Source organism: Streptomyces sp. NPDC050211 (assembly GCF_040656035.1).
GTDB lineage: Bacteria > Actinomycetota > Actinomycetes > Streptomycetales > Streptomycetaceae > Streptomyces.
In genome coordinates this window covers 48,618-68,590 of record NZ_JBFALC010000019.1, presented here as the reverse complement: position 1 = coordinate 68,590, position 19,973 = coordinate 48,618, and the positions used below count along the sequence as shown (strand labels likewise).

The 19,973-nt window shown below is 69.1% G+C and carries 15 protein-coding genes; 10 read left to right on the top strand and 5 right to left on the bottom strand.

Annotated elements, in window-relative coordinates; all coding sequences use genetic code 11:
• The first annotated feature begins 8 nt into the window (after positions 1–8).
• Together AB0I98_RS20760 and AB0I98_RS20755 are read left to right on the top strand one after the other, a co-directional pair.
• On the top strand, positions 9–1,052 hold the full coding sequence (locus tag AB0I98_RS20760; protein WP_362943783.1) for a PD-(D/E)XK nuclease family protein: 1,044 nt from the start codon (positions 9–11) through the stop codon (positions 1,050–1,052).
• 14 nt (positions 1,053–1,066) lie between these two features.
• The gene (locus AB0I98_RS20755; RefSeq protein ID WP_030946450.1) at positions 1,067–1,738 is read left to right on the top strand and encodes a response regulator transcription factor; all 672 of its coding nucleotides are present in this window, start codon (positions 1,067–1,069) and stop codon (positions 1,736–1,738) included.
• A 71-nt stretch (positions 1,739–1,809) separates the two neighbouring features.
• Here AB0I98_RS20755 and AB0I98_RS20750 read toward each other — a convergent pair whose 3' ends face one another.
• The 4 genes from AB0I98_RS20750 to metH all read right to left on the bottom strand — a co-directional run bounded on the left by AB0I98_RS20750 (position 1,810) and on the right by metH (position 9,847).
• A complete protein-coding gene (locus AB0I98_RS20750; RefSeq protein ID WP_362943780.1) occupies positions 1,810–3,390 on the bottom strand; it encodes an ABC transporter substrate-binding protein in 1,581 nt (526 codons plus the stop codon).
• Between the two features lie 67 nt (positions 3,391–3,457).
• A complete protein-coding gene (locus AB0I98_RS20745; protein WP_362943777.1) occupies positions 3,458–5,065 on the bottom strand; it encodes an ABC transporter substrate-binding protein in 1,608 nt (535 codons plus the stop codon).
• A 419-nt stretch (positions 5,066–5,484) separates the two neighbouring features.
• Positions 5,485–6,186, bottom strand: coding sequence for an HAD family phosphatase (locus AB0I98_RS20740; protein ID WP_362943774.1), 702 nt, complete (start codon positions 6,184–6,186; stop codon positions 5,485–5,487).
• Between the two features lie 148 nt (positions 6,187–6,334).
• On the bottom strand, positions 6,335–9,847 hold the full coding sequence (metH, locus tag AB0I98_RS20735; protein WP_362943771.1) for a methionine synthase: 3,513 nt from the start codon (positions 9,845–9,847) through the stop codon (positions 6,335–6,337).
• A gap of 308 nt (positions 9,848–10,155) precedes the next feature.
• Here metH and AB0I98_RS20730 point away from each other — a divergent pair, with 308 nt between their 5' ends.
• From AB0I98_RS20730 to AB0I98_RS20695, 8 genes are all read left to right on the top strand, one after another.
• Complete coding sequence (locus AB0I98_RS20730; protein WP_362943768.1) at positions 10,156–10,920, top strand: IclR family transcriptional regulator; 765 nt, start codon at positions 10,156–10,158, stop codon at positions 10,918–10,920.
• Between the two features lie 306 nt (positions 10,921–11,226).
• Positions 11,227–12,021 (top strand): MIP/aquaporin family protein, encoded by a 795-nt coding sequence (locus AB0I98_RS20725; protein WP_362943765.1) that lies wholly within the window; start codon positions 11,227–11,229, stop codon positions 12,019–12,021.
• Between the two features lie 62 nt (positions 12,022–12,083).
• Positions 12,084–13,625 carry a glycerol kinase GlpK gene (glpK, locus tag AB0I98_RS20720; RefSeq protein ID WP_362943763.1) on the top strand — a complete coding sequence of 514 codons (1,542 nt, stop codon included), beginning with the start codon at positions 12,084–12,086 and terminating at the stop codon, positions 13,623–13,625.
• 46 nt (positions 13,626–13,671) lie between these two features.
• Positions 13,672–15,288, top strand: a complete 1,617-nt coding sequence (locus AB0I98_RS20715; protein ID WP_362943760.1) for a glycerol-3-phosphate dehydrogenase/oxidase — start codon at positions 13,672–13,674, stop codon at positions 15,286–15,288.
• A 238-nt stretch (positions 15,289–15,526) separates the two neighbouring features.
• Entirely contained in the window at positions 15,527–15,979 is a 453-nt protein-coding gene (locus AB0I98_RS20710) for a phospholipase (RefSeq protein WP_362943757.1), read from the top strand.
• Positions 15,980–16,047: 68 nt separating this feature from the next.
• Positions 16,048–16,797 carry a nucleoside phosphorylase gene (locus tag AB0I98_RS20705; RefSeq protein WP_362943754.1) on the top strand — a complete coding sequence of 250 codons (750 nt, stop codon included), beginning with the start codon at positions 16,048–16,050 and terminating at the stop codon, positions 16,795–16,797.
• Between the two features lie 85 nt (positions 16,798–16,882).
• Positions 16,883–17,554, top strand: coding sequence for a FadR/GntR family transcriptional regulator (locus tag AB0I98_RS20700; RefSeq protein WP_362943750.1), 672 nt, complete (start codon positions 16,883–16,885; stop codon positions 17,552–17,554).
• Positions 17,555–17,798: 244 nt separating this feature from the next.
• Positions 17,799–18,773: a PAC2 family protein gene (locus AB0I98_RS20695; RefSeq protein WP_362943747.1), complete on the top strand. Its 975-nt coding sequence runs from the start codon at positions 17,799–17,801 to the stop codon at positions 18,771–18,773.
• A gap of 56 nt (positions 18,774–18,829) precedes the next feature.
• On the opposite strand, the gene AB0I98_RS20690 is transcribed toward AB0I98_RS20695, so the two are convergent.
• On the bottom strand, positions 18,830–19,798 hold the full coding sequence (locus AB0I98_RS20690) for a superoxide dismutase (RefSeq protein ID WP_362943744.1): 969 nt from the start codon (positions 19,796–19,798) through the stop codon (positions 18,830–18,832).
• Between the last annotated feature and the right edge of the window lie 175 nt (positions 19,799–19,973).

The following is a 19,973-nucleotide window of genomic DNA, read 5'->3' as shown; positions in this document are numbered from 1 at the left end:
CTGTGGTCATGGAGACGAGCACCGAGGGCGCGGCGGAGGCCCACAGCGGCGGTAGGACGGCGGCGGCCGAGGCGGCGGTCGCGGCCATACCGCATGCGCGACCGCAGGCCGAGCCACCTGTCGCCGCGTCGGCCGAGCCCGTGGTGCAGCCGGCCGGGTCGCCCTCGGAGGCGCCCGCCTCCCCGCCGCCCCTCCGCGAGGCCACACCCCCGGTCTCCCTCTCCCCTTCGCGCGCCAGTGACTTCATGCAGTGCCCGCTGCTGTACCGGCTGCGGGTGATCGACCGGCTGCCCGAGAAGCCGAGTGAGGCGGCGACGCGGGGCACCTTGGTGCATGCGGTGCTGGAGCGGTTGTTCGACGCCCCGGCCGCCGAGCGTACGGCGCCGCGGGCGAAGTCGCTGGTGCCGGGGCAGTGGGAGCGGCTGCGGGAGAGCCGGCCGGAGGTGGTGGAGCTGTTCGCGGACGATCCGGAGGGCGCGCGGCTGGCGCGCTGGCTGGGTGAGGCGGAGCAGTTGGTGGAGCGCTGGTTCACGCTGGAGGATCCGACGCGGCTGGAGCCGGCCGAGCGGGAGCTGTTCGTCGAGGCGGAGCTGGATTCGGGGCTCAGGCTGCGCGGGATCATCGACCGGGTGGATGTGGCGCCGACGGGTGAGGTGCGGATCGTCGACTACAAGACGGGCAAGGCGCCCCGGCCCGAGTACGCCGAGGGTGCGCTGTTCCAGATGAAGTTCTACGCGCTGGTGGTGTGGCGGCTGAAGAAGGTCGTGCCCCGGCGGCTGCAGCTGGTCTATCTCGGCAGCGGTGATGTGCTGACGTACGACCCGGTCCTCGCCGATCTGGAGCGGGTCGAGCGCAAGCTGCTGGCGCTGTGGGAGGCGATCCGGCTGGCGACGGAGACGGGTGACTGGCGGCCGCGGCCGACGAAGCTGTGCGGCTGGTGCGACCACCAGGCGGTATGCCCGGAATTCGGTGGTACTCCCCCGCCCTATCCGCTGCCGGTCAGGGCGGCCGAGTCGGGCGGCACCGAGCAGGGCAGAATGGGGCCGGACTAGCGAAGGAGACTTACGTGGCCATCCGCGTCCTACTGGTCGACGACCAGCCGCTGCTGCGTACCGGCTTCCGGATGATTCTGGAGGCCGAGCAGGACATCGCGGTCGTCGGCGAGGCCGGAGACGGCCTCCAGGCTCTCGACCAGGTGCGGGCCCTGCAGCCCGATGTGGTTCTGATGGACATCCGTATGCCGCGGATGGACGGTGTGGAGGCGACCCGGCAGATCACGGGGCCGGGGCGGGACGGACCGGCCAAGGTGCTGGTGCTGACCACCTTCGACCTCGACGAGTATGTGGTGGAGGCGCTGAAGGCGGGGGCCAGCGGGTTTCTGCTGAAGGACGCCCCGGCCAATGAGCTGGTGCAGGCGATCCGGGTGGTCGCGGCGGGCGAGGCGATGCTCGCGCCGAGCATCACGCGCCGGCTGCTCGACAAGTACGCCACGCATCTGCCCTCCGGCGACGAGCCCGTGCCGGACACGCTGCACACCCTCACCGAGCGTGAGGTGGAGGTGCTGAAGCTGGTGGCGCGCGGCCTGTCGAACGCGGAGATCGCGGCCGACCTGTTCGTCAGCGAGACCACGGTCAAGACGCATGTCGGGCACGTCCTGACCAAGCTGGGGCTGCGCGACCGGGTGCAGGCCGCGGTGTATGCGTACGAGAGCGGACTGGTGCGCCCGGGAGCGCAGTAGCCGGGTGTCCTACGACGCCGAGGGCGCCCCTTCGCCGGAAGGGGCGCCCTCGGCGTTCGTGCCGCCTTGGGTCAGTCCTTGCGGAGTTCCCAGAACCGGAACACGGTCGAGGCGTCGAGGCAGTACTCGAGGCCGTAGACGTTGTCGCGGGTGACGGCGTACTGCTTGCCCTGCCACAGCGGCAGCACGGGGACGTCGTCGGCGACGATGTCCTGGAGCCGGCCGAAGTCGGAGTCGGTCGCGGCGCGGTCGCTCTCGGACGCGGTGCGCGGGATGAGCGTGCCGGTGATCGTGCTGTTGGTGTAGTTGTTGCTCAGCACGTTGCCCTCGCCGAAGAAGGGGCCGGTGAAGTTGTCGGCGTCCGGGTAGTCCGGGACCCAGCCCTTCACGTAGACGCCGTACTTGCCGTCGGCGATGTCCTGCTCGTACTGGTCGAACGCCACGGACTTGACGTCGGCGTCGAACAGGCCGCTGGCGTTGAGCTGGCCGGCGATCGCCTTGAGCTCGTCGTCGGTGGCGGGGCCGTAGCGGGACGGGGTCGACCAGAGGGTCAGCTTGACCTTGTCGGTGATGCCGTCGGCGCTCAGGGCGGCGGCTGCCTTGGTCTTGGAGGGCTTGGCGCCGTAGGTGTCGAAGAAGGCCGTGTTGTGGCCGGCGATACCGGCCGGGATGATCGAGTACAGCGGGGTCGCGGTGCCCTTGTAGACGTCCTTCATCAGGGCGTCGCGGTCGAGCAGGTAGGCGATGGCCTTGCGGACGCCGGGCTTTCCGGTGACCGGGTCGTCCATGTTGAAGACCAGGTGCTGGACCTCGGCGCTGTTGCCGTCGACGATCTCGACGCCCGAGCCGGGGTCGGCCTTCTCGATGTCGGCGATGTCGCTCGCGGCGAGGCCTCGGTAGGCGATGTCGACCTTCTTGTCGAGCAGGGCCGTCTTCAGCGCGCTCTGGTCGCCGTGGAAGAACTTGAGGGTGACCCCGGAGTTCTGCACCTCGGCGGTGCCCTTGTAGTGCTCGTTGACCGAGAAGACGGCCTCGTCCTCGCTGAAGGAGTCGAGCTTGTACGGGCCGGAGCCGACCGCTTCGCCGTCCTTGCGCAGGCCGCTCGCCTCGTACGACTTCTGGTCGACGATGGAGCCGGCGCCGGAGGCGATCTTGCTCGGGAAGGTGGCGTCCGCGGTGTTGAGGCGGAAGACGACCGTCTTCTCGTCCGGCGTCTCGACCTTCTCGAGCATGGGGAACATGATCGCGGGGCCGGCCTCGTCGTTGATCTTCAGCATGCGGTCGAAGGAGAACTTCACATCCTCCGAGGTGAGCGCGTCACCGTTGCTGAACTTCAGGCCGTCCTTCAGCGTGCACTGGTAGACCCTGGTCGAGGTGTCCGTGAAGGCACACTCCTCGGCGGCCTCCGGCTGCGGTTCGGTGGCTCCCTTGGGGAAGCTCAGCAGCGACTGGAAGACGTTGTTGAACAACAGCCAGGATCCGGGGTCGTAGCCGGAGGCGGGGTCGGTGGCCAGGACGTCGTCGGACATCCCCATGACCACCGAGGAGCCATCGCTCCCCGAGTCCCCGTTTTCCGTGCCGCATCCGGTCAGCAGTCCGGAGGCCAGTCCCGCCACGATCGGCAGGACTGGCCACTGGTTACGCATATTCACGTGCAGGTGCCTTGTCGTCGGTTCTGAATGGCGGGGCCGTCGTCTGCGGCCCCGGACACGGGAGTGGTCAGTCGCTGACTCCGCGGCCGAGCTCCCACAGCTGAAGCGTGGAGGAGGAGTTGAGGGCGTAGGCGGTGCCCGTGATGTCGTCGCGGGCGGCGACGTACTGCTTGCCCTGCCACAGCGGCAGCACGGGTACGTCGTCGGCGACGATGTCCTGGATCTCCGTCAGGCTCTTGACGGCGGACAGCCGGTCGGCCTCCCGGCGCGACTCCGGGATGAGCGCGCTGCGGATCTGGCTGTTGTCGTACGGCGAGCCGAGGAAGTTGTCCTTGTCGAGGAACGGCGCGAGGTAGTTGTCGGCGTCCGGGAAGTCCGGGAACCAGCCCATGCCGTAGACGTCGTACTCGCCCTTCTGCTCAGCCGGGCGGAAGGTCTCCCAGAGGGCGCCCTCGATCTGGACGTCGAACAGGCCGCTGGCGTTCAGCTGCTTCTGGAGCAGCTCGAACTCCTCCTTGGTGGCCGAGCCGTAGTGGTCGGTCGTGTAGTGGAGGGTCAGCTTCACCGGGGTGGTGATGTCGGCCTTGGTCAGCATGGCCTTGGCCTTGGCCACGTTCGGGTCGCCGTACTTGTTGAAGAACGCGTTGGAGTGGCCGGTGATGGTGGCCGGGACCAGCGAGTAGAGCGGCTCCGCCTGGTCGCCGTACACCTTGGAGACCAGTGCGGCGCGATCGATGACCTGGGCCATCGCCTGGCGCACGGCCTTGGTCTTCACCGTCGGCGCGTCGGTGTTGAAGGCGAGATAGCGGATTTCCAGGCCGGGCATCTCGACGAGGTCCTCGTCGGTGCCGGCCGCGGCGGTGGAGAGCTTCTGGATCTGCTTGGGCGACATGGTGCGCGTCATCAGGTCGATGTCGCCGTCGTCGAGCGCGGTGCCCATCTCGCCGGCATCGGCGAAGGAGCGCAGTTCGACCTTGTCGTTGTTCACCTGCAACGTCCCCTTGTAGTTGGGGTTCTTGGTGAACACGGCCTTGACCAGCTCGTCGTTCTTGACCTCGGACGCGAAGGTGTACGGGCCGGAGCCGTCGATCGCGAAGCCGTCGCGCAGCTTGTTCTTCTCGTAGTCGTCGGGGTTGACGATGCCGGCGACCGGAGTCGACAGCTTGAACGGGAAGGTGGCGTCGGCGGTCTTGAGGTGGAAGATCACCTCGCGGTCGCCCTGCGTCTCGATGGTGTCGATGGTGGACAGCAGCGCGAACACACCACTGTCGGCCTGGATGGACAGGGCGCGCTCGATGGAGTACTTCACGTCGGCCGCCGTGACGGCGTCGCCATTGGCGAACTTGAGGCCTTCGCGGAGTGTGCAGACGTACCGCTCGTTGCCGGTGTCGGTGAAGCCGCACTTCTGGGCGGCCTCGGGCACCGGTTCGCCCTCGCCGCGGGGCTGGATCATCAGGGTCTGCACGGTCTGGCGCAGGACGTTCCAGGTGCCGACGTCGTAGGCGTACGCCGGGTCGAGGGGCGCGGGTGCTTCCGTCGAGGCGTTGAACCGGTCGGTGGTGCCGACGACGATCGCGTCTCCGCCGCCGCTGCCGCTGCCCGTCGCGCCGCAGGCTGCGAGCACCGGTGCCAGCAGGCCTATGGCGGCCGGCAGCACCAAAGTCTTGCGGTTCATGCTCGAGTTTCTCCAGAGCTGTGAGTCCGTGTACCCGGCATGCAGGGGTGTCGCAGCGCGGCACGGGGTAGTGGCGATGTTCTCGCGACGAGATTAGTCCGCACCTGCACAAGGCTTCGCCGCACCCGGAGTTGAGGCCCCATCACGCAGTGGAACCGGCTGTGGACGCAACGAAAACCCGACAGCGGAAGGATTCGTGCAGCATCCACGCAATCGGGACACAAGACCCCGCCCCAGCCGTTGAATTGGGGACTATCTGCACACGTTGACGCCCCCGTCGACCCCCCGAAGAGTGGGGAACGTCACATCCTGAACGGTCTGTGCGAGGGCTGGAATTCGGCCATCCAGCACCAGTGAATTCTTTTACGGATGCCCGCATGGAATTCCCCCGCTATCGGCGCCGCACGCTCGGTGAACGCCTAGCCCATTTCCGTCATCAGCCCATGCAGAAATGCCAGGTCGACCTCTTCCAGCGAGGTCACAATGGTGCGCCGGGCGGCCGGGGCGATGGGCGTCACCGAGGGCACGGCCACCACCTGGCAGCCAGCGGCCTCGGCCGCCGCCACACCGGTCGCGGTGTCCTCGATGACCGCGCATCTGGCCGGATCCACGCCGAGCCCGGCCGCCGCCAACAAGTACGGCTCCGGATCCGGCTTGGTGCGCCGCACCTCGTCCCCGGCGACCGTCAGGGCGAAGTGGTGGGCGCCGAGCGAGGAGAGCACCCGGTCGATGATGCGCCGGTGCGAGGCGGAGACCAGGGCGGTCGGGATCTCGTACGCCGACAACTCGCCCAGCAGCCGCGCCGCACCCGGCATCAGCGGCAGGGCGCGGTCGATACGGTCCTCGAAGCCCTGGTTGAGCAGGACGGTGAGCTCGGCGAGGGTGATGTCGGCGCCGGTGGCCTCGATCAGGAACCCCGCGCTGCGGCTCATCGGGCCGCCGACCACGACATGGCGCCAGGAGTCGTCGAGGGCGTGGCCGAGACCGGCGAAGACCTCGACCTCGACGTCCCACCAGAAGCCCTCGGTGTCCACCAAGGTGCCGTCCATGTCGAGGAGCACGGCCTGAAGTGCCGACCCTTCGGCCGTTCGGGTTCCGAGCGCGGGGACCGTGCTGGTCATCCGGCCTACCTCCTTGAGGGACGATCAGGCCGGTTCCCGGATGGGAACCGGCCTGCGGTGGACCGACCAGTGTACGACTTCTTCGATCAGCGTGCCCGATCGTCCTTGAGGATGCCTGAACCCGCAGGTCAGCGGGTACGGCGACGCGTCATCGGGCGTTGAAGTACTTCGCCTCCGGGTGGTGGATCACGATGGCGTCCGTGGACTGCTCGGGGTGCAGCTGGAACTCCTCGGAGAGCTGAACGCCGATACGCTCCGGCTCCAGCAGCTCGGCGATCTTGGCGCGGTCCTCCAGATCCGGGCAGGCGCCGTAGCCGAGGGAGAAGCGGGCGCCCCGGTACTTCAGGGCGAACATGTCCTCGACATCGGCCGGGTCCTCACCGGCGAAGCCCAGCTCGGACCGCACGCGCGCGTGCCAGTACTCGGCGAGCGCCTCCGCCAACTGCACGGACAGCCCGTGCAGTTCGAGGTAGTCGCGGTAGGAGTCGGACGCGAACAGCTTCGCGGTCTCCTCACCGATCCGCGAGCCCACGGTGACCACCTGAAGGCCTACGACATCCGTCTCGCCGGACTCCTCCGGGCGGAAGAAGTCCGCCAGGCACAGGTGCCGGCCGCGGCGCTGACGCGGGAAGGTGAAGCGGGTGCGCTCGTTGCCGTCGTCGTCCAGGAGGATCAGGTCGTCGTCCTTGGACACGCACGGGAAGTAGCCGTAGACGACGGCCGCTTCCAGCAGGTTCTCGGTCTGCAGCTTGTCCAGCAGGCCACGCAGGCGCGGGCGGCCCTCGGTCTCGACGAGTTCTTGGTACGACGGCCCGTCCCCGGTGCGGGCCTCCTTCAGGCCCCACTGGCCCTTGAAGAGAGCGCCCTCGTCGAGCCAGGAGGCGTACTCCTTGAGCTGGATGCCCTTGATGACGCGGGTGCCCCAGAACGGCGGCGTGGGCACGGGGTTGTCGGTGGCGACGTCGGAGCGGACGTGCCCCTCCTCCGGGCGCTCCTCGACCTGGACGGTGGCCGCCCGCACCCGGCGCTGCTTCAGCTCGGGCAGCTTCGCGCCGGGCACGCCCCGCTTGACGCCGATGAGGGCGTCCATGAGGCGCAGTCCCTCGAACGCGTCGCGGGCGTAACGGACTTCGCCCTCGTAGATCTCGTGCAGATCCTGCTCGACGTAGGCGCGGGTGAGCGCGGCGCCGCCGAGGATGACCGGGTAATCGGCGGCCATCTTGCGCTGGTTGAGCTCCTCCAGGTTCTCCTTCATGATCACCGTGGACTTGACCAGGAGGCCGGACATGCCGATGACGTCGGCCCGGTGTTCCTCGGCGGCCTCCAGGATCGCGGAGACGGGCTGCTTGATGCCCAGATTGACCACGGTGTAGCCGTTGTTGGACAGGATGATGTCGACGAGGTTCTTGCCGATGTCGTGCACGTCGCCGCGCACGGTCGCCAGCACGATGGTGCCCTTGCCCTCGTCGTCCGTCTTCTCCATGTGCGGCTCGAGGTAGGCCACCGCCGTCTTCATGACCTCGGCGGACTGCAGCACGAACGGCAACTGCATCTGGCCGGAGCCGAACAGCTCACCGACGACCTTCATGCCGTCCAGCAGCGTCTCGTTGACGATGTCCAGCGCGGGGCGCTCCTGGAGCGCGTCGTCCAGGTCCTGTTCGAGGCCGTTCTTCTCGCCGTCGATGATGCGGCGCTTGAGGCGCTCGTTCAGCGGCAGAGCGGCCAGTTCCTCGGCACGGCCCGCCTTCAGGGACTTGGTGGTGGCGCCCTCGAACAGGGCCATCAGCTTCTGCAGCGGGTCGTAGCCCTCGGCGCGGCGGTCGTAGATCAGGTCGAGGGCTGTCTGGACCTCTTCCTCGGTGAAGCGGGCGATCGGGAGGATCTTCGACGCGTGCACGATCGCCGAGTCCAGGCCCGCCTTCACGCACTCGTCCAGGAAGACGGAGTTGAGCAGCATGCGGGCGGCCGGGTTCAGGCCGAAGGAGATGTTCGACAGGCCCAGCGTGGTCTGCACGTCCGGGTGGCGGCGCTTGAGCTCGCGGATCGCCTCGATGGTGGCGATGCCGTCCTTGCGGGACTCCTCCTGACCGGTGCAGATGGTGAAGGTCAGGGTGTCGATGAGGATGTCCGACTCGTGGATGCCCCAGTTGCCGGTCAGATCGTCGATCAGCCGCTCGGCGATCGCGACCTTGTGCTCCGGGGTGCGGGCCTGGCCCTCCTCGTCGATGGTCAGCGCGATCAGCGCGGCGCCGTGCTCCTGGGCCAGCTTGGTGACCTTGGCGAAGCGGGACTCGGGGCCGTCGCCGTCCTCGTAGTTGACCGAGTTGATGACCGCGCGGCCGCCGAGCTTCTCCAGCCCGGCCCGGATCACGTCCACCTCGGTGGAGTCCAGCACGATCGGCAGCGTGGACGCGGTGGCGAACCGGCCCGCCAGCTCCTCCATGTCGGCCACGCCGTCCCGGCCGACGTAGTCCACGCACAGGTCCAGCATGTGCGCGCCCTCGCGGATCTGCTCGCGGGCCATCTCCACACAGTCGTCCCAGCGGGCGTCCAGCATGGCCTCGCGGAACTTCTTCGACCCGTTGGCGTTCGTCCGCTCGCCGATCGCCATGTAGGCGGTGTCCTGGCGGAACGGCACGGTCTGGTAGAGGGAGGCGGCGCCCGGCTCGGGGCGCGGGTTCCGCTCGCTCGGCGTGAGGTCCCGCACCCGTTCCACGACCTGGCGCAGATGCTCCGGCGTCGTACCGCAGCAGCCGCCGATCAGGGACAGGCCGTAGTCGCGGACGAAGTTCTCCTGCGCGTCCGCGAGGCCCTCGGCGTCCAGCGGGAAGTGGGCGCCGTCCTTGGTGAGGATCGGCAGGCCGGCGTTCGGCATGCACAGCAGCGGGATGCGGGAGTGCCGGGTGAGATAGCGCAGGTGCTCGCTCATCTCGGCGGGGCCGGTGGAGCAGTTCAGGCCGATCATGTCGATGCCGAGCGGCTCCAGCGCGGTGAGCGCGGCGCCGATCTCGGAGCCCAGCAGCATCGTGCCGGTCGTCTCGAAGGCCATCGACACCAGCAGCGGCACATCGGCGCCGGTCGCCTCCAGGGCCCGGCGGGCGCCCAGCACGGAGGCCTTGGTCTGCAGCAGGTCCTGCGTGGTCTCGACGATCAGCGCGTCGGCGCCGCCGGCCAGCAGGCCCTCGGCGTTGGCCTGGTAGCCGTCGCGGATCGTGCGGTAGTCGATGTGGCCGAGGGTGGGCAGCTTGGTGCCGGGGCCGACCGAGCCGAGGACCCAGCGGGCGCGGCCGTCGCGGGCGGCGTACTCGTCGGCGGTCTCGCGGGCGATACGGGCGCCCGCCTCCGACAGCTCGTGCACCCGGTCGGCGATGTCGTACTCCGCCGCGGCCGTGTGGTTGGCGCCGAACGTGTTCGTCTCCACGCAGTCCACGCCCACCGCGAAATACGCTTCATGGACGGAGCGGACGATGTCCGGGCGGGTGACGTTCAGGATCTCGTTACAGCCCTCGAGGTTCTCGAAGTCCTCGAGGGTCGGGTCCTGCGCCTGCAGCATGGTGCCCATCGCACCGTCGGCGACCACCACACGGGTGGCGAGCGCCTCACGGAGCGCGGACACACGGGTCCGGCTGTCGGCGGAAGGGGTCAGCGGCGACGAGGCCATTAAGGGGCTCCCTTTGGTGCGACGGCTGTCGGCTTTGCGCAACGCGTGGGACGTTCCACAGTAGGCGCACGGCAGCCAGCGTAACCGGGTCCATGGCGGGATGGTCAGACGGTCCACGGGACGGACGCGAGATGACGAGCGGGCCCCGAGCGGGATACGAGTGCGGGACACGGCAGCAACAGGTGCCGCCACGGGTTCTCGCAGACCATTGGCGGCGGGTCGGCATGGACCGGTAGTGTTCGGCATTGCCGAACGGCGGCAGCGGACGTCGCGGGTCGACGGTCGAAGGGGACGGAGGCAGGACGGCGATGGCACGGAACATCCAGTCGCTCGAACGGGCGGCCGCGATGCTGCGGCTGCTCGCGGGCGGCGAGCGACGGCTCGGCCTGTCGGACATCGCCTCTTCCCTGGGCCTCGCCAAAGGCACCGCCCACGGCATCCTGCGCACCCTCCAGCAGGAGGGCTTCGTCGAGCAGGACGACAACTCCGGGCGCTACCAGCTGGGCGCCGAACTGCTGCGCCTGGGCACCACCTACCTGGACGTGCACGAACTGCGGGCCCGCGCCCTGGTGTGGGCGGACGACCTGGCCCGCTCCAGCGGCGAGAGCGTCTATCTGGGCGTGCTGCACCAGCAGGGCGTGCTGATCGTGCACCACGTCTTCCGGCCCGACGACAGCCGCCAGGTCCTGGAGATCGGCGCGATGCAGCCCTTGCACTCCACGGCCCTGGGCAAGGTCCTGTCGGCCTACGACCCCGTCGCGCACAGCGAGGTGCTGGAGGCCGACCGCAAGTCGTTCACGGACCGGACGGTGTGCGAGCTCGACGCCTTCGAGCAGATCCTCGACGTGACCCGCGCGCGTGGCTACGCGGCGGATGTCGAGGAGACCTGGGAGGGCGTCGCCTCCATCGCCGCCCCCATCCACGACCGGCGGCGCATGCCGGTCGGCGCGGTCGGTGTCACCGGCGCCGTGGAACGGCTGTGCCGGGACGGCGAGGTGCGGCCCGAGCTGATCGCGGCCGTCCGGGACTGCGCCCGCGCGGTCTCCCGGGATCTGGGCGCCGGGCGGTTCTGAGCGCCGTACGCCACCAAGTACGTCCAACAAGTACATCCAGCAAACCGGGGCACCATCGGGCGCTCCGGTTGTTGTCATGCCTTGTTAGGCGTTGTCATGGTTTGGCAAGCCGCTTGATCGATAGCTCACCGCGATCAATAACGATCGTGTTTTCGATAACAGAACTCTTGACGCGCCTGTAACGCCAGGGCAAGACTCCCGTCCATCGGTCGACATTGTCGAACACCGACCGGCAATAGGCGTTACAGTGTGACGACGCCAAGGGCCGGCAGTTCTCCCCCTGGACGAAGGACAAAGGAGTCGCGGGTGTCCAGCTCCGACATCTTCATCGGCGAGACCATCGGTACCGCCATACTCATCCTGCTGGGCGGTGGCGTCTGCGCCGCCGTCACGCTCAAGGCCTCCAAGGCCCGTAACGCCGGCTGGCTCGCCATCACCTTCGGGTGGGGTTTCGCCGTACTGACCGCCGTGTACACCTCCGCGCCGCTCTCCGGCGCCCACCTCAACCCGGCCGTGACCCTCGCGCTCGCGATCAAGGACGACGACTGGAGCAACGTTCCGACCTACTGGGGCGGACAGCTGCTCGGCGCGATGATCGGTGCGGCGCTGGTGTGGGTCGCCTACTACGGCCAGTTCCACGCGCACCTCACCGACAAGGAGATCGTCGGCGGTCCGGGCGCGCAGGCCACCACCGCCAAGGCCGTCGAGGCCCGCGAGAAGGGCGCCGGACCGGTCCTGGGCATCTTCTCCACCGGCCCGGAGATCCGGGTGGTGTGGCAGAACCTCGCCACGGAGATCATCGGCACCGTCGTGCTGGTGCTGGCCATCCTCACTCAGGGCCTGAACGCCGACGGTGACGGCCTCGGCACGCTGGGCGCCCTGATCACCGCGCTGGTGGTTGTCTCGATCGGTCTGTCCCTCGGCGGCCCGACCGGCTACGCGATCAACCCGGCCCGTGACCTCGGTCCGCGTATCACGCACGCCCTCCTGCCCCTGCCCAACAAGGGCGGCTCCGACTGGGGTTACGCCTGGATTCCGGTGGTCGGTCCGCTGATCGGCGGCGCCATCGCGGCAGGCATCTACAACGTCGCTTTCGCTTAGAGCACGATTCAGCCATCGCGCCGTACAGACAGCCCCCACCCACGGAACCCCAGGAGCACACAGTGACCGACGCGCACACCGCCGGCCCGTTCATCGCCGCCATCGACCAGGGCACCACCTCCAGCCGCTGCATCGTCTTCGACCGGGACGGCCGTATCGTCTCCGTCGACCAGAAGGAGCACGAGCAGATCTTCCCGAAGCCGGGCTGGGTGGAGCACAACGCCACCGAGATCTGGACCAACGTCCAGGAGGTCGTCGCCGGAGCCGTCGAGAAGGCCGGCATCACCCGCGACGACATCAAGGCCATCGGCATCACCAACCAGCGCGAGACGACCGTGCTGTGGGACAAGAACACCGGTGAGCCCGTCCACAACGCGATCGTCTGGCAGGACACCCGTACCGACGCGCTCTGCAAGGAGCTCGGCCGCAACGTCGGCCAGGACCGCTTCCGCCGCGAGACCGGCCTCCCCCTCGCCTCCTACTTCGCCGGGCCCAAGGCCCGCTGGCTGCTCGACAACGTCGAGGGTCTGAAGGAGCGCGCCGAGGCGGGCGACATCCTCTTCGGCACCATGGACAGCTGGGTCATCTGGAACCTGACCGGCGGTGTGGACGGCGGCCACCACGTCACCGACGTCACCAACGCCTCCCGCACCATGCTGATGAACCTCCACACCATGGAGTGGGACGAGAAGATCGCCGAGTCCATCGGTGTGCCGCTGCAGATCCTCCCCGAGATCCGGTCCTCCTCCGAGGTCTACGGCGAGATCAAGGGCGGCAAGCTGGGCGACCTGCTCGGCGGCATCCCGGTCGCCTCCGCGCTCGGCGACCAGCAGGCGGCCCTGTTCGGCCAGACCTGTTTCTCCGAGGGCGAGGTCAAGTCGACCTACGGCACCGGCACCTTCATGGTGATGAACACCGGCGACAAGATCATCAACTCGTACGCGGGCCTGCTGACCACCGTCGGCTACAAGATCGGTGACCAGCCGACGGTCTACGCCCTCGAGGGCTCGATCGCCGTCACCGGCTCGCTGGTGCAGTGGATGCGCGACCAGATGGGCCTGATCTCCACCGCCGCCGAGATCGAGACGCTCGCGCTCTCGGTCGAGGACAACGGCGGGGCCTACTTCGTGCCGGCCTTCTCCGGCCTGTTCGCCCCGCACTGGCGGTCCGACGCCCGCGGTGTCATCGCCGGTCTGACCCGGTACGTCACCAAGGCGCACCTCGCGCGCGCCGTCCTGGAGGCCACCGCCTGGCAGACCCGGGAGATCGCCGACGCCATGGTCAAGGACTCCGGCGACGAGCTGGTGGCCCTCAAGGTCGACGGCGGCATGACCTCCAACAACCTGCTGATGCAGACCCTCTCGGACTTCCTGGACGCCCCCGTGGTGCGCCCGATGGTCGCCGAGACCACCTGCCTCGGCGCAGCCTACGCCGCCGGTCTCGCCGTCGGCTTCTGGGCCGGCACCGACGAGCTGCGCGCCAACTGGCGGCGGGCCGCCGAGTGGACCCCCCGCATGGACGCGGACACCCGCGACCGTGAGTACAAGAGCTGGCTCAAGGCCGTCGAGCGGACCATGGGCTGGATCGAGGACGACGAGAACTGACGACAGCCGCCAGCTCTCGAACTCTGATGAGGAGTAAGAACCCGAAATGACCAGTCAGTCCACCCTGCAGTCCGTGCCTGCCCTCGGGACGCGCCCGGCCTCCGGCTTGAACCCGAGCCGCGCCGAGACCCGGGAGCAGCTCACCAAGGCGTCGTACGACCTTCTCGTGATCGGCGGCGGCATCCTGGGCATCTCCACCGCCTGGCACGCCGCGCAGTCCGGGCTCAGGGTGGCGCTGGTCGACGCCGGCGACTTCGCCGGCGCCACCTCCTCCGCCTCCTCCAAGCTGCTCCACGGCGGTCTGCGCTATCTGCAGACCGGCGCGGTGAAGCTGGTGGCGGAGAACCACTTCGAGCGCCGTGCGGTCTCCCGCCAGGTGGCCCCCCACCTGGCGAACCCGCTCACCTTCTACCTCCCCGTGTACAAGGGGGGCCCGCACGGCGCGGCCAAGCTGGGCGCGGGCGTGTTCGCGTACTCGGCGCTCTCCGCCTTCGGCGACGGCGTCGGCCATCTGCTCTCTCCCGCCAAGGCCCAGCAGGACGTGCCGGAGCTGCGCACCGAGAACCTCAGGGCCGTGGCCGTGTACGGCGACGACCAGATGAACGACGCCCGCATGGCACTGATGACGGTCCGCGCGGCCACCGAGGCGGGCGCGGTCGTCCTCAACCACGCCGAGGTGACCGGGCTGCGCTTCACCAAGGGCCGGGTGACGGGCGCGGAGCTGAAGGACCGCACGACCGGCGACGAGTTCGGCGTCAGCGCCCGTCTCGTGCTGAACGCGACCGGTCCCTGGGTCGACCACCTGCGCAAGATGGAGGACCCGAACGCGGCGCCGTCCATCCGGCTGTCCAAGGGCGCGCACCTGGTCCTGAAGCGGACCTCGCCCTGGAAGGCCGCGCTAGCGACCCCGATCGACAAGTACCGGATCACCTTCGCCCTCCCCTGGGAGGACATGCTGCTGCTCGGGACGACGGACGAGGAGTTCGAGGGCGACCCGGCGGACGTGTCCGTCAACGACAAGGACATAGCCCAGATCCTCGACGAGGCCGCGTTCTCCATCCGCGACCAGCAGCTCGACCGTGACCTGATCACCTACGCCTTCGCGGGCCTCAGGGTGCTGCCGGGCGGCCCCGGCAGCACGGCCAAGGCCAAGCGCGAGACCGTCGTGACCGAGGGCCGGGGCGGGATGCTGTCGGTCGCCGGCGGCAAGTGGACGACCTTCCGGCACATCGGCCGTACGGTCATGAAGAAGCTGGAGGCGCTTCCGGGGCACCCGCTGGGCGACGACTTCGAGCCGATCGCCTCCCTGCCGAAGAAGCTGCCGCTGCCCGGCGTCGCCAACCCGCGTGCGATAGCGCACCGGCTGCTGGTGGACCGGCCGGCGCCGGGCCCGCGGATGGGTGCGGACACCGCGAAGCACCTGGCGACGCACTACGGTTCCCTGGCCTTCGACATCGCCCGTCTGGCGAACGAGAACCCCGAGCTGGGCGAGCGGGTGCACCCGGACGCCCCGGAGATCTGGGCGCAGGTCGTGTACGCGCGGGACAACGAGTGGGCTCAGACGACGGACGATGTGCTGCGGCGCCGTACGACGTTGACGATCCGGGGGCTGGCCACGGACGACGTCCGGGCGAAGGTTCAGGACCTGCTCGACAAGAAGTAGGCGTCAAGAAGTAGGCGCTACGACACAGAAGGGGCGGCTCCTCGCCGACGGAGCCGCCCCTTCCGCATGCCGTCAAGTCCGGTGCAGTCAAGTCCGGTTCATGCTCTGATCTCCTGGCATGTCCGAGAGTTAACGGACCATTAGGACACATGAGGTGTGAAGGGCCTGATGGTGGATCAATCATCTTGTCATGAACCTGCGATCCGACGGACGGATCGCGGCCTCATGGAGGTGTGGGATGCACCGCAGACTCGCCACCGGTCTCGCCGCTTCGGCCCTTGCCCTGATCACCGTCACCGCAACTGCCGCCACCGCCACCGCGGTTCCCGCCGACAAGCCCCAGGTCCTCTCGAACTGGACCCAGACCAGCGCGTCGAGCTACAGCACGTGGGCCGCCGCCCGCGCGAACCAGTCCGCATGGGCCGCCTACGAGTTCAACTGGTCCACCGACTACTGCTCCTCCTCGCCGGACAACCCCTTCGGCTTCCCCTTCGCCATGTCCTGCGCCCGGCACGACTTCGGCTACCGCAACTACAAGGCCACGGGCGCGTTCGACGCCAACAAGGCCCGCCTCGACAGCGCCTTCTACGAGGACCTCAAGCGCGTGTGCAACAGCTACAGCGGCAGCACGAAGACCGCCTGCAACAGCACGGCCTGGACCTACTACCAGGCCGTGAAGGCCTTCGGCTGACAGCCGTCGCTTCCCTGGGGCCGGGTGCGGTACGCCGCACCCGGCCTCGCCCTCGGTAACGTCGTCCCATGCCCCATGATCTGCTGCCCGTCACCCGAATACCCCGCGCCGGGCTCCCCGCGCACGCGATCGTCGTCGGCGACCCGGCGCGCGCGGCGCTCGTCGCCGCACTGCTCGACGGCGCCGAGGAGGTCTCGTACCACCGCGAATACCGTGTCTTCAGCGGGAGTTGGAAGGGCCTGCCGGTCACCGTCGCCTCGCACGGGGTGGGCGCTCCGGGCGCGATCCTACTGTTCCAGGAGCTGGCCGACGCGGGAGTGCACACCTTTCTGCGGTTCGGTACGGCGGGCGCGATGAAGCCGGGCATCGGCGACGGCGATCTGGTCATCGCCGAGGCGGCCGTACGCGACGACGGGGTCACCCACCAGCTGCTGCCGCCCGAGTACCCGGCGGTGTCCTCCCCCGAGGCGGTGTTCGCCCTCCAGCGCGCGGCACGCGAGGCGGGCGCCCCGCACCACCGGGGCATCGTGTGGACGCGGGCCGCGTTCCAGCCGGGGCTGCTGCCCCTCTTCCCGTACGGCGGCGCCGGGCTCGCGGCGATCGAGATGGAACTGTCCGCGCTGCTGGTGACGGCCTCGCTGCGCGGGCTGGTGGCCGGGGGGGTGCTGGTCGTGGACGGTGCCAACGCCGACGAACTCGTCGACGCACAGGGCACCGGCGGATACGACCCCCACCGGGACGTCGTGGCCGCGGGCGTCGAGAGAGGTGCCGTCGTCTCCCTGGAGGCGCTGCGGCTGCTGGCGGAGCAGTTGCCCTGATCTGCACATTCGGCGTCCCGTTCAGCATGGTGAACCCCCATAATGGCGTGAGACATCGGATGTCTGAACGACAGGGAGGCCGGCCATGGCAGTCACCGACGAGGCGATCGAAAAGATCAAGGGCATGATCGTCTCCGGCGCGCTGCGCCCGGGCGACCGGCTGCCCAAGGAGAGCGAGCTCGCCTCCGAACTGGGACTGTCCCGCAACTCCCTGCGGGAGGCCGTGCGCGCGCTGTCGCTGATCCGCATCCTGGACGTGCGCCAGGGCGACGGTACGTACGTCACCAGCCTCGATCCGCAACTCCTCCTGGAGGCGCTGAGCTTCGTCGTCGACTTCCACCGCGACGACACGGTCCTGGAGTTCCTGGCCGTACGCCGCATCCTGGAGCCGGCTGCGACGGCGATGGCGGCCTCGCGGGTCAGCGAGCAGCAACTGGACGCGCTGTCGGCCCAGTTGGACAAGCTCGGCGACGCACCGTCGGTCGAGGAGCTGGTCGCGTGTGACCTGGACTTCCACCGGGGCATCGTGCAGAGCTCGGGCAACTCGGTGCTCTGCTCGCTCCTCGACGGCCTCTCGGGTCCCACCACCCGTGCCCGTATCTGGCGCGGTCTGACCCAGGAGGACGCGGTCAGCCGCACGCTGCACGAGCACCGCATGATCCTCGCCGCCCTGCGCGACCGGGACGCGGAGGCGGCCAGGTCGTGGGCGACGGTGCATATCGCGAGCGTGGAGCAGTGGCTTCGGTCCACGTTGTGAGTTTGGCCGGGGGGCGCCGTAGGGGTGCATGTTGTTTTGCGGGTGCCGGTTCGTTGTGGCTGGTCGCGCAGTTCCCCGCGCCCCTAGGTTGGTGCACTGGCCCGAGTGAGAGCCCCAGGGTGTTTTGGGGCAGCGAACAGGGCATTGATCCGTTCACTCCCCCGTGCAAGGGGGCTGCGGGCACCCCCGCCGCACGCCGTAAGGTTGGGACGTCAGGCGAGGGCACGTCGGAAGGAGGCGCTGGGTGATCGAGCTCGAGGGGGTTCCCGAGCTGATCGACCCGGTCATGGTGGCCGCGTTCGAGGGCTGGAACGATGCCGGCGACGCCGCCTCCACCGCGGTCGCGCATCTGGACAGGGAGTGGAAGGGCGAGGTGTTCGCGGCGCTGGACGCCGAGGACTACTACGACTTCCAGGTGAACCGCCCCACCGTGTGGATGGACGCCGGAGTGCGCAAGATCACGTGGCCGACGACAAGGTTGTCGGTGGTGCGGATCGGCGGTGAAAAGCCCCGCGATCTCGTCCTCGTCCGCGGTATCGAACCGTCCATGCGATGGCGCTCGTTCTGCAACGAGATTCTCGGCTTCGCCCACGAACTGGGCGTGGAGCTGGTGGTCATCCTGGGCGCCCTGCTCGGTGACACCCCGCACACGCGTCCGGTCCCGATCAGCGGGACCACGTCCGACGCCGACCTGGCCCAGCGGATGGACCTGGAGGAGACCAAGTACGAGGGCCCCACGGGCATCGTCGGCGTCCTCCAGGAGGCGTGCACCCACGCCGGCGTGCCGGCCGTGTCGCTGTGGGCGGCCGTCCCGCACTACGTGTCGCAGCCGCCCAACCCGAAGGCGACGCTGGCCCTCCTCAACCGCCTGGAGGACCTGATCGACGTACGCATCCCGCTGGGCGAGCTGCCCGAGGACGCGCGCGCCTGGCAGGTGGGCGTGGATCAGCTGGCCGCCGAGGACACCGAGGTCGCCGAGTACGTGCAGACGCTGGAGGAGGCCCGGGACACCGCCGAGCTACCGGAGGCGTCGGGCGAGGCGATCGCCCGCGAGTTCGAGCGGTATCTGCGACGCCGGGACACTCCGGGCGGCCACGCCACGGAGGGCGGAGAGGGCACGCCGTTCCTCAAGGACCGGGGCGACAGCCCCGGCGGTCGTGCCAAGCCGCCGAAACCCCCGAAGCCGGATACGGACGACGAGGATTCGTCCGAGGACTGAAACACAGAAGGGGCGGTACGGCTCTCCCGTACCGCCCCTGATGTTCTCAGCTGTTCTCAGCGCGCCACAGCGACCACGTCGTACGTGGTCGTCGGCGTCGGAGTCGTGGTGAACCGTGCGTTGGGCAGGTAGAGCCGGTCCCGGTACGCGGCGACCGTGGTCGGCACGTCGAAGTCCGGGTCCGTGATGCGGCGCCGGAAGACTCCGCTGGCGCCGTCGGGCGCGAGCGTGAACACGTCGATCGCGTTCTGCCGGTTCTGGACGACGTACAGCGTCCGCCCGAGCAGCAGCAGGCCGTCGCCGTTGGTGAGCGGGGCCGCGTCGCCGAGGTCGACGGTCTTGGTGACGCCGGTCTTCGGGTCCACCCGGTGCAGGGCGCCGACCCCGGACTGCACGACCAGCAGGGCCGAGCCGTCGGGGGTGCGGGTGATGCCGTTGGCGTTGACGACCTCGCCGGGGGCCTGACTCCAGTCGCCGCTCAGGGTGATCGTCACGATGTCGTCCGCGTCCGGCAGCGCGCCGTGCCGGCCGAGCGGCAGGGCGTAGAGCGCGGGCTGGTAGGAGTCGGTGAACCAGGCCGTGCGGGGGGTCAGGAACACATCGTTGGCGAAGGTCGGGGTCGCCGTGGTGAGGACGTACGACGCGATGATCGCGCCGCTGCGGACGTCGACGACCCGGGCGCCCGCGCCGCGTCCGGCGACGAACAGCCGTCCCCGGTCGTCGAGTTTGAGGCCGACGGAGGGCGTGCCGGGCCCGGTCGAGATGATGCCGCCCTTGCCGGTACGCAGGTCGGCCCGGTAGATCGAGCCGTCGCCGAGCGAGCCGAGGTAGGCGTACGGCCCACCGCCGATGGTGATGCCCTCCGGGCGGAAGCCGTCGGGCAGCGGGATCACGGTCGGCCAGGACTTCCCGGAGGCCGAGGCGGTCGTGGCCCCGGCGAGAACGGCACCGGCGGTCGCGGCACCGGCCGTGAGGAGTCCGCGGCGGGTGAAGCCATGTGCGAAGGAGCGATGCGTGGGTGCCACTGTGCGTCCTTCCGCGGAGGGACCGGCCGACTGGCTGGTCCAACGGTCAACTGACTCGTCCACCCCATCACATGGCGGGTGGCTCCGCAGCTCTCCCCAGTCCCTCGACAGCCAGTAGACAGCTTCTGGCCGGATTGTTACGGGACATCTCTTTCACGCCAATTGCACACGGTAC

Excerpts from the sequence above, each read along its gene's own strand:
- AB0I98_RS20740 (WP_362943774.1), bottom strand. The coding sequence starts at position 6,186 with ATGACCAGCACGGTCCCCGCGCTCGGAACCCGAACGGCCGAAGGGTCG.
- AB0I98_RS20715 (WP_362943760.1), top strand. The coding sequence starts at position 13,672 with ATGACCAGTCAGTCCACCCTGCAGTCCGTGCCTGCCCTCGGGACGCGC.
- AB0I98_RS20705 (WP_362943754.1), top strand. The coding sequence starts at position 16,048 with ATGCCCCATGATCTGCTGCCCGTCACCCGAATACCCCGCGCCGGGCTC.
- metH (WP_362943771.1), bottom strand. The coding sequence starts at position 9,847 with ATGGCCTCGTCGCCGCTGACCCCTTCCGCCGACAGCCGGACCCGTGTG.
- AB0I98_RS20710 (WP_362943757.1), top strand. The coding sequence starts at position 15,527 with ATGCACCGCAGACTCGCCACCGGTCTCGCCGCTTCGGCCCTTGCCCTG.
- AB0I98_RS20730 (WP_362943768.1), top strand. The coding sequence starts at position 10,156 with ATGGCACGGAACATCCAGTCGCTCGAACGGGCGGCCGCGATGCTGCGG.
- AB0I98_RS20760 (WP_362943783.1), top strand. The coding sequence starts at position 9 with ATGGAGACGAGCACCGAGGGCGCGGCGGAGGCCCACAGCGGCGGTAGG.
- AB0I98_RS20700 (WP_362943750.1), top strand. The coding sequence starts at position 16,883 with ATGGCAGTCACCGACGAGGCGATCGAAAAGATCAAGGGCATGATCGTC.
- AB0I98_RS20745 (WP_362943777.1), bottom strand. The coding sequence starts at position 5,065 with ATGAACCGCAAGACTTTGGTGCTGCCGGCCGCCATAGGCCTGCTGGCA.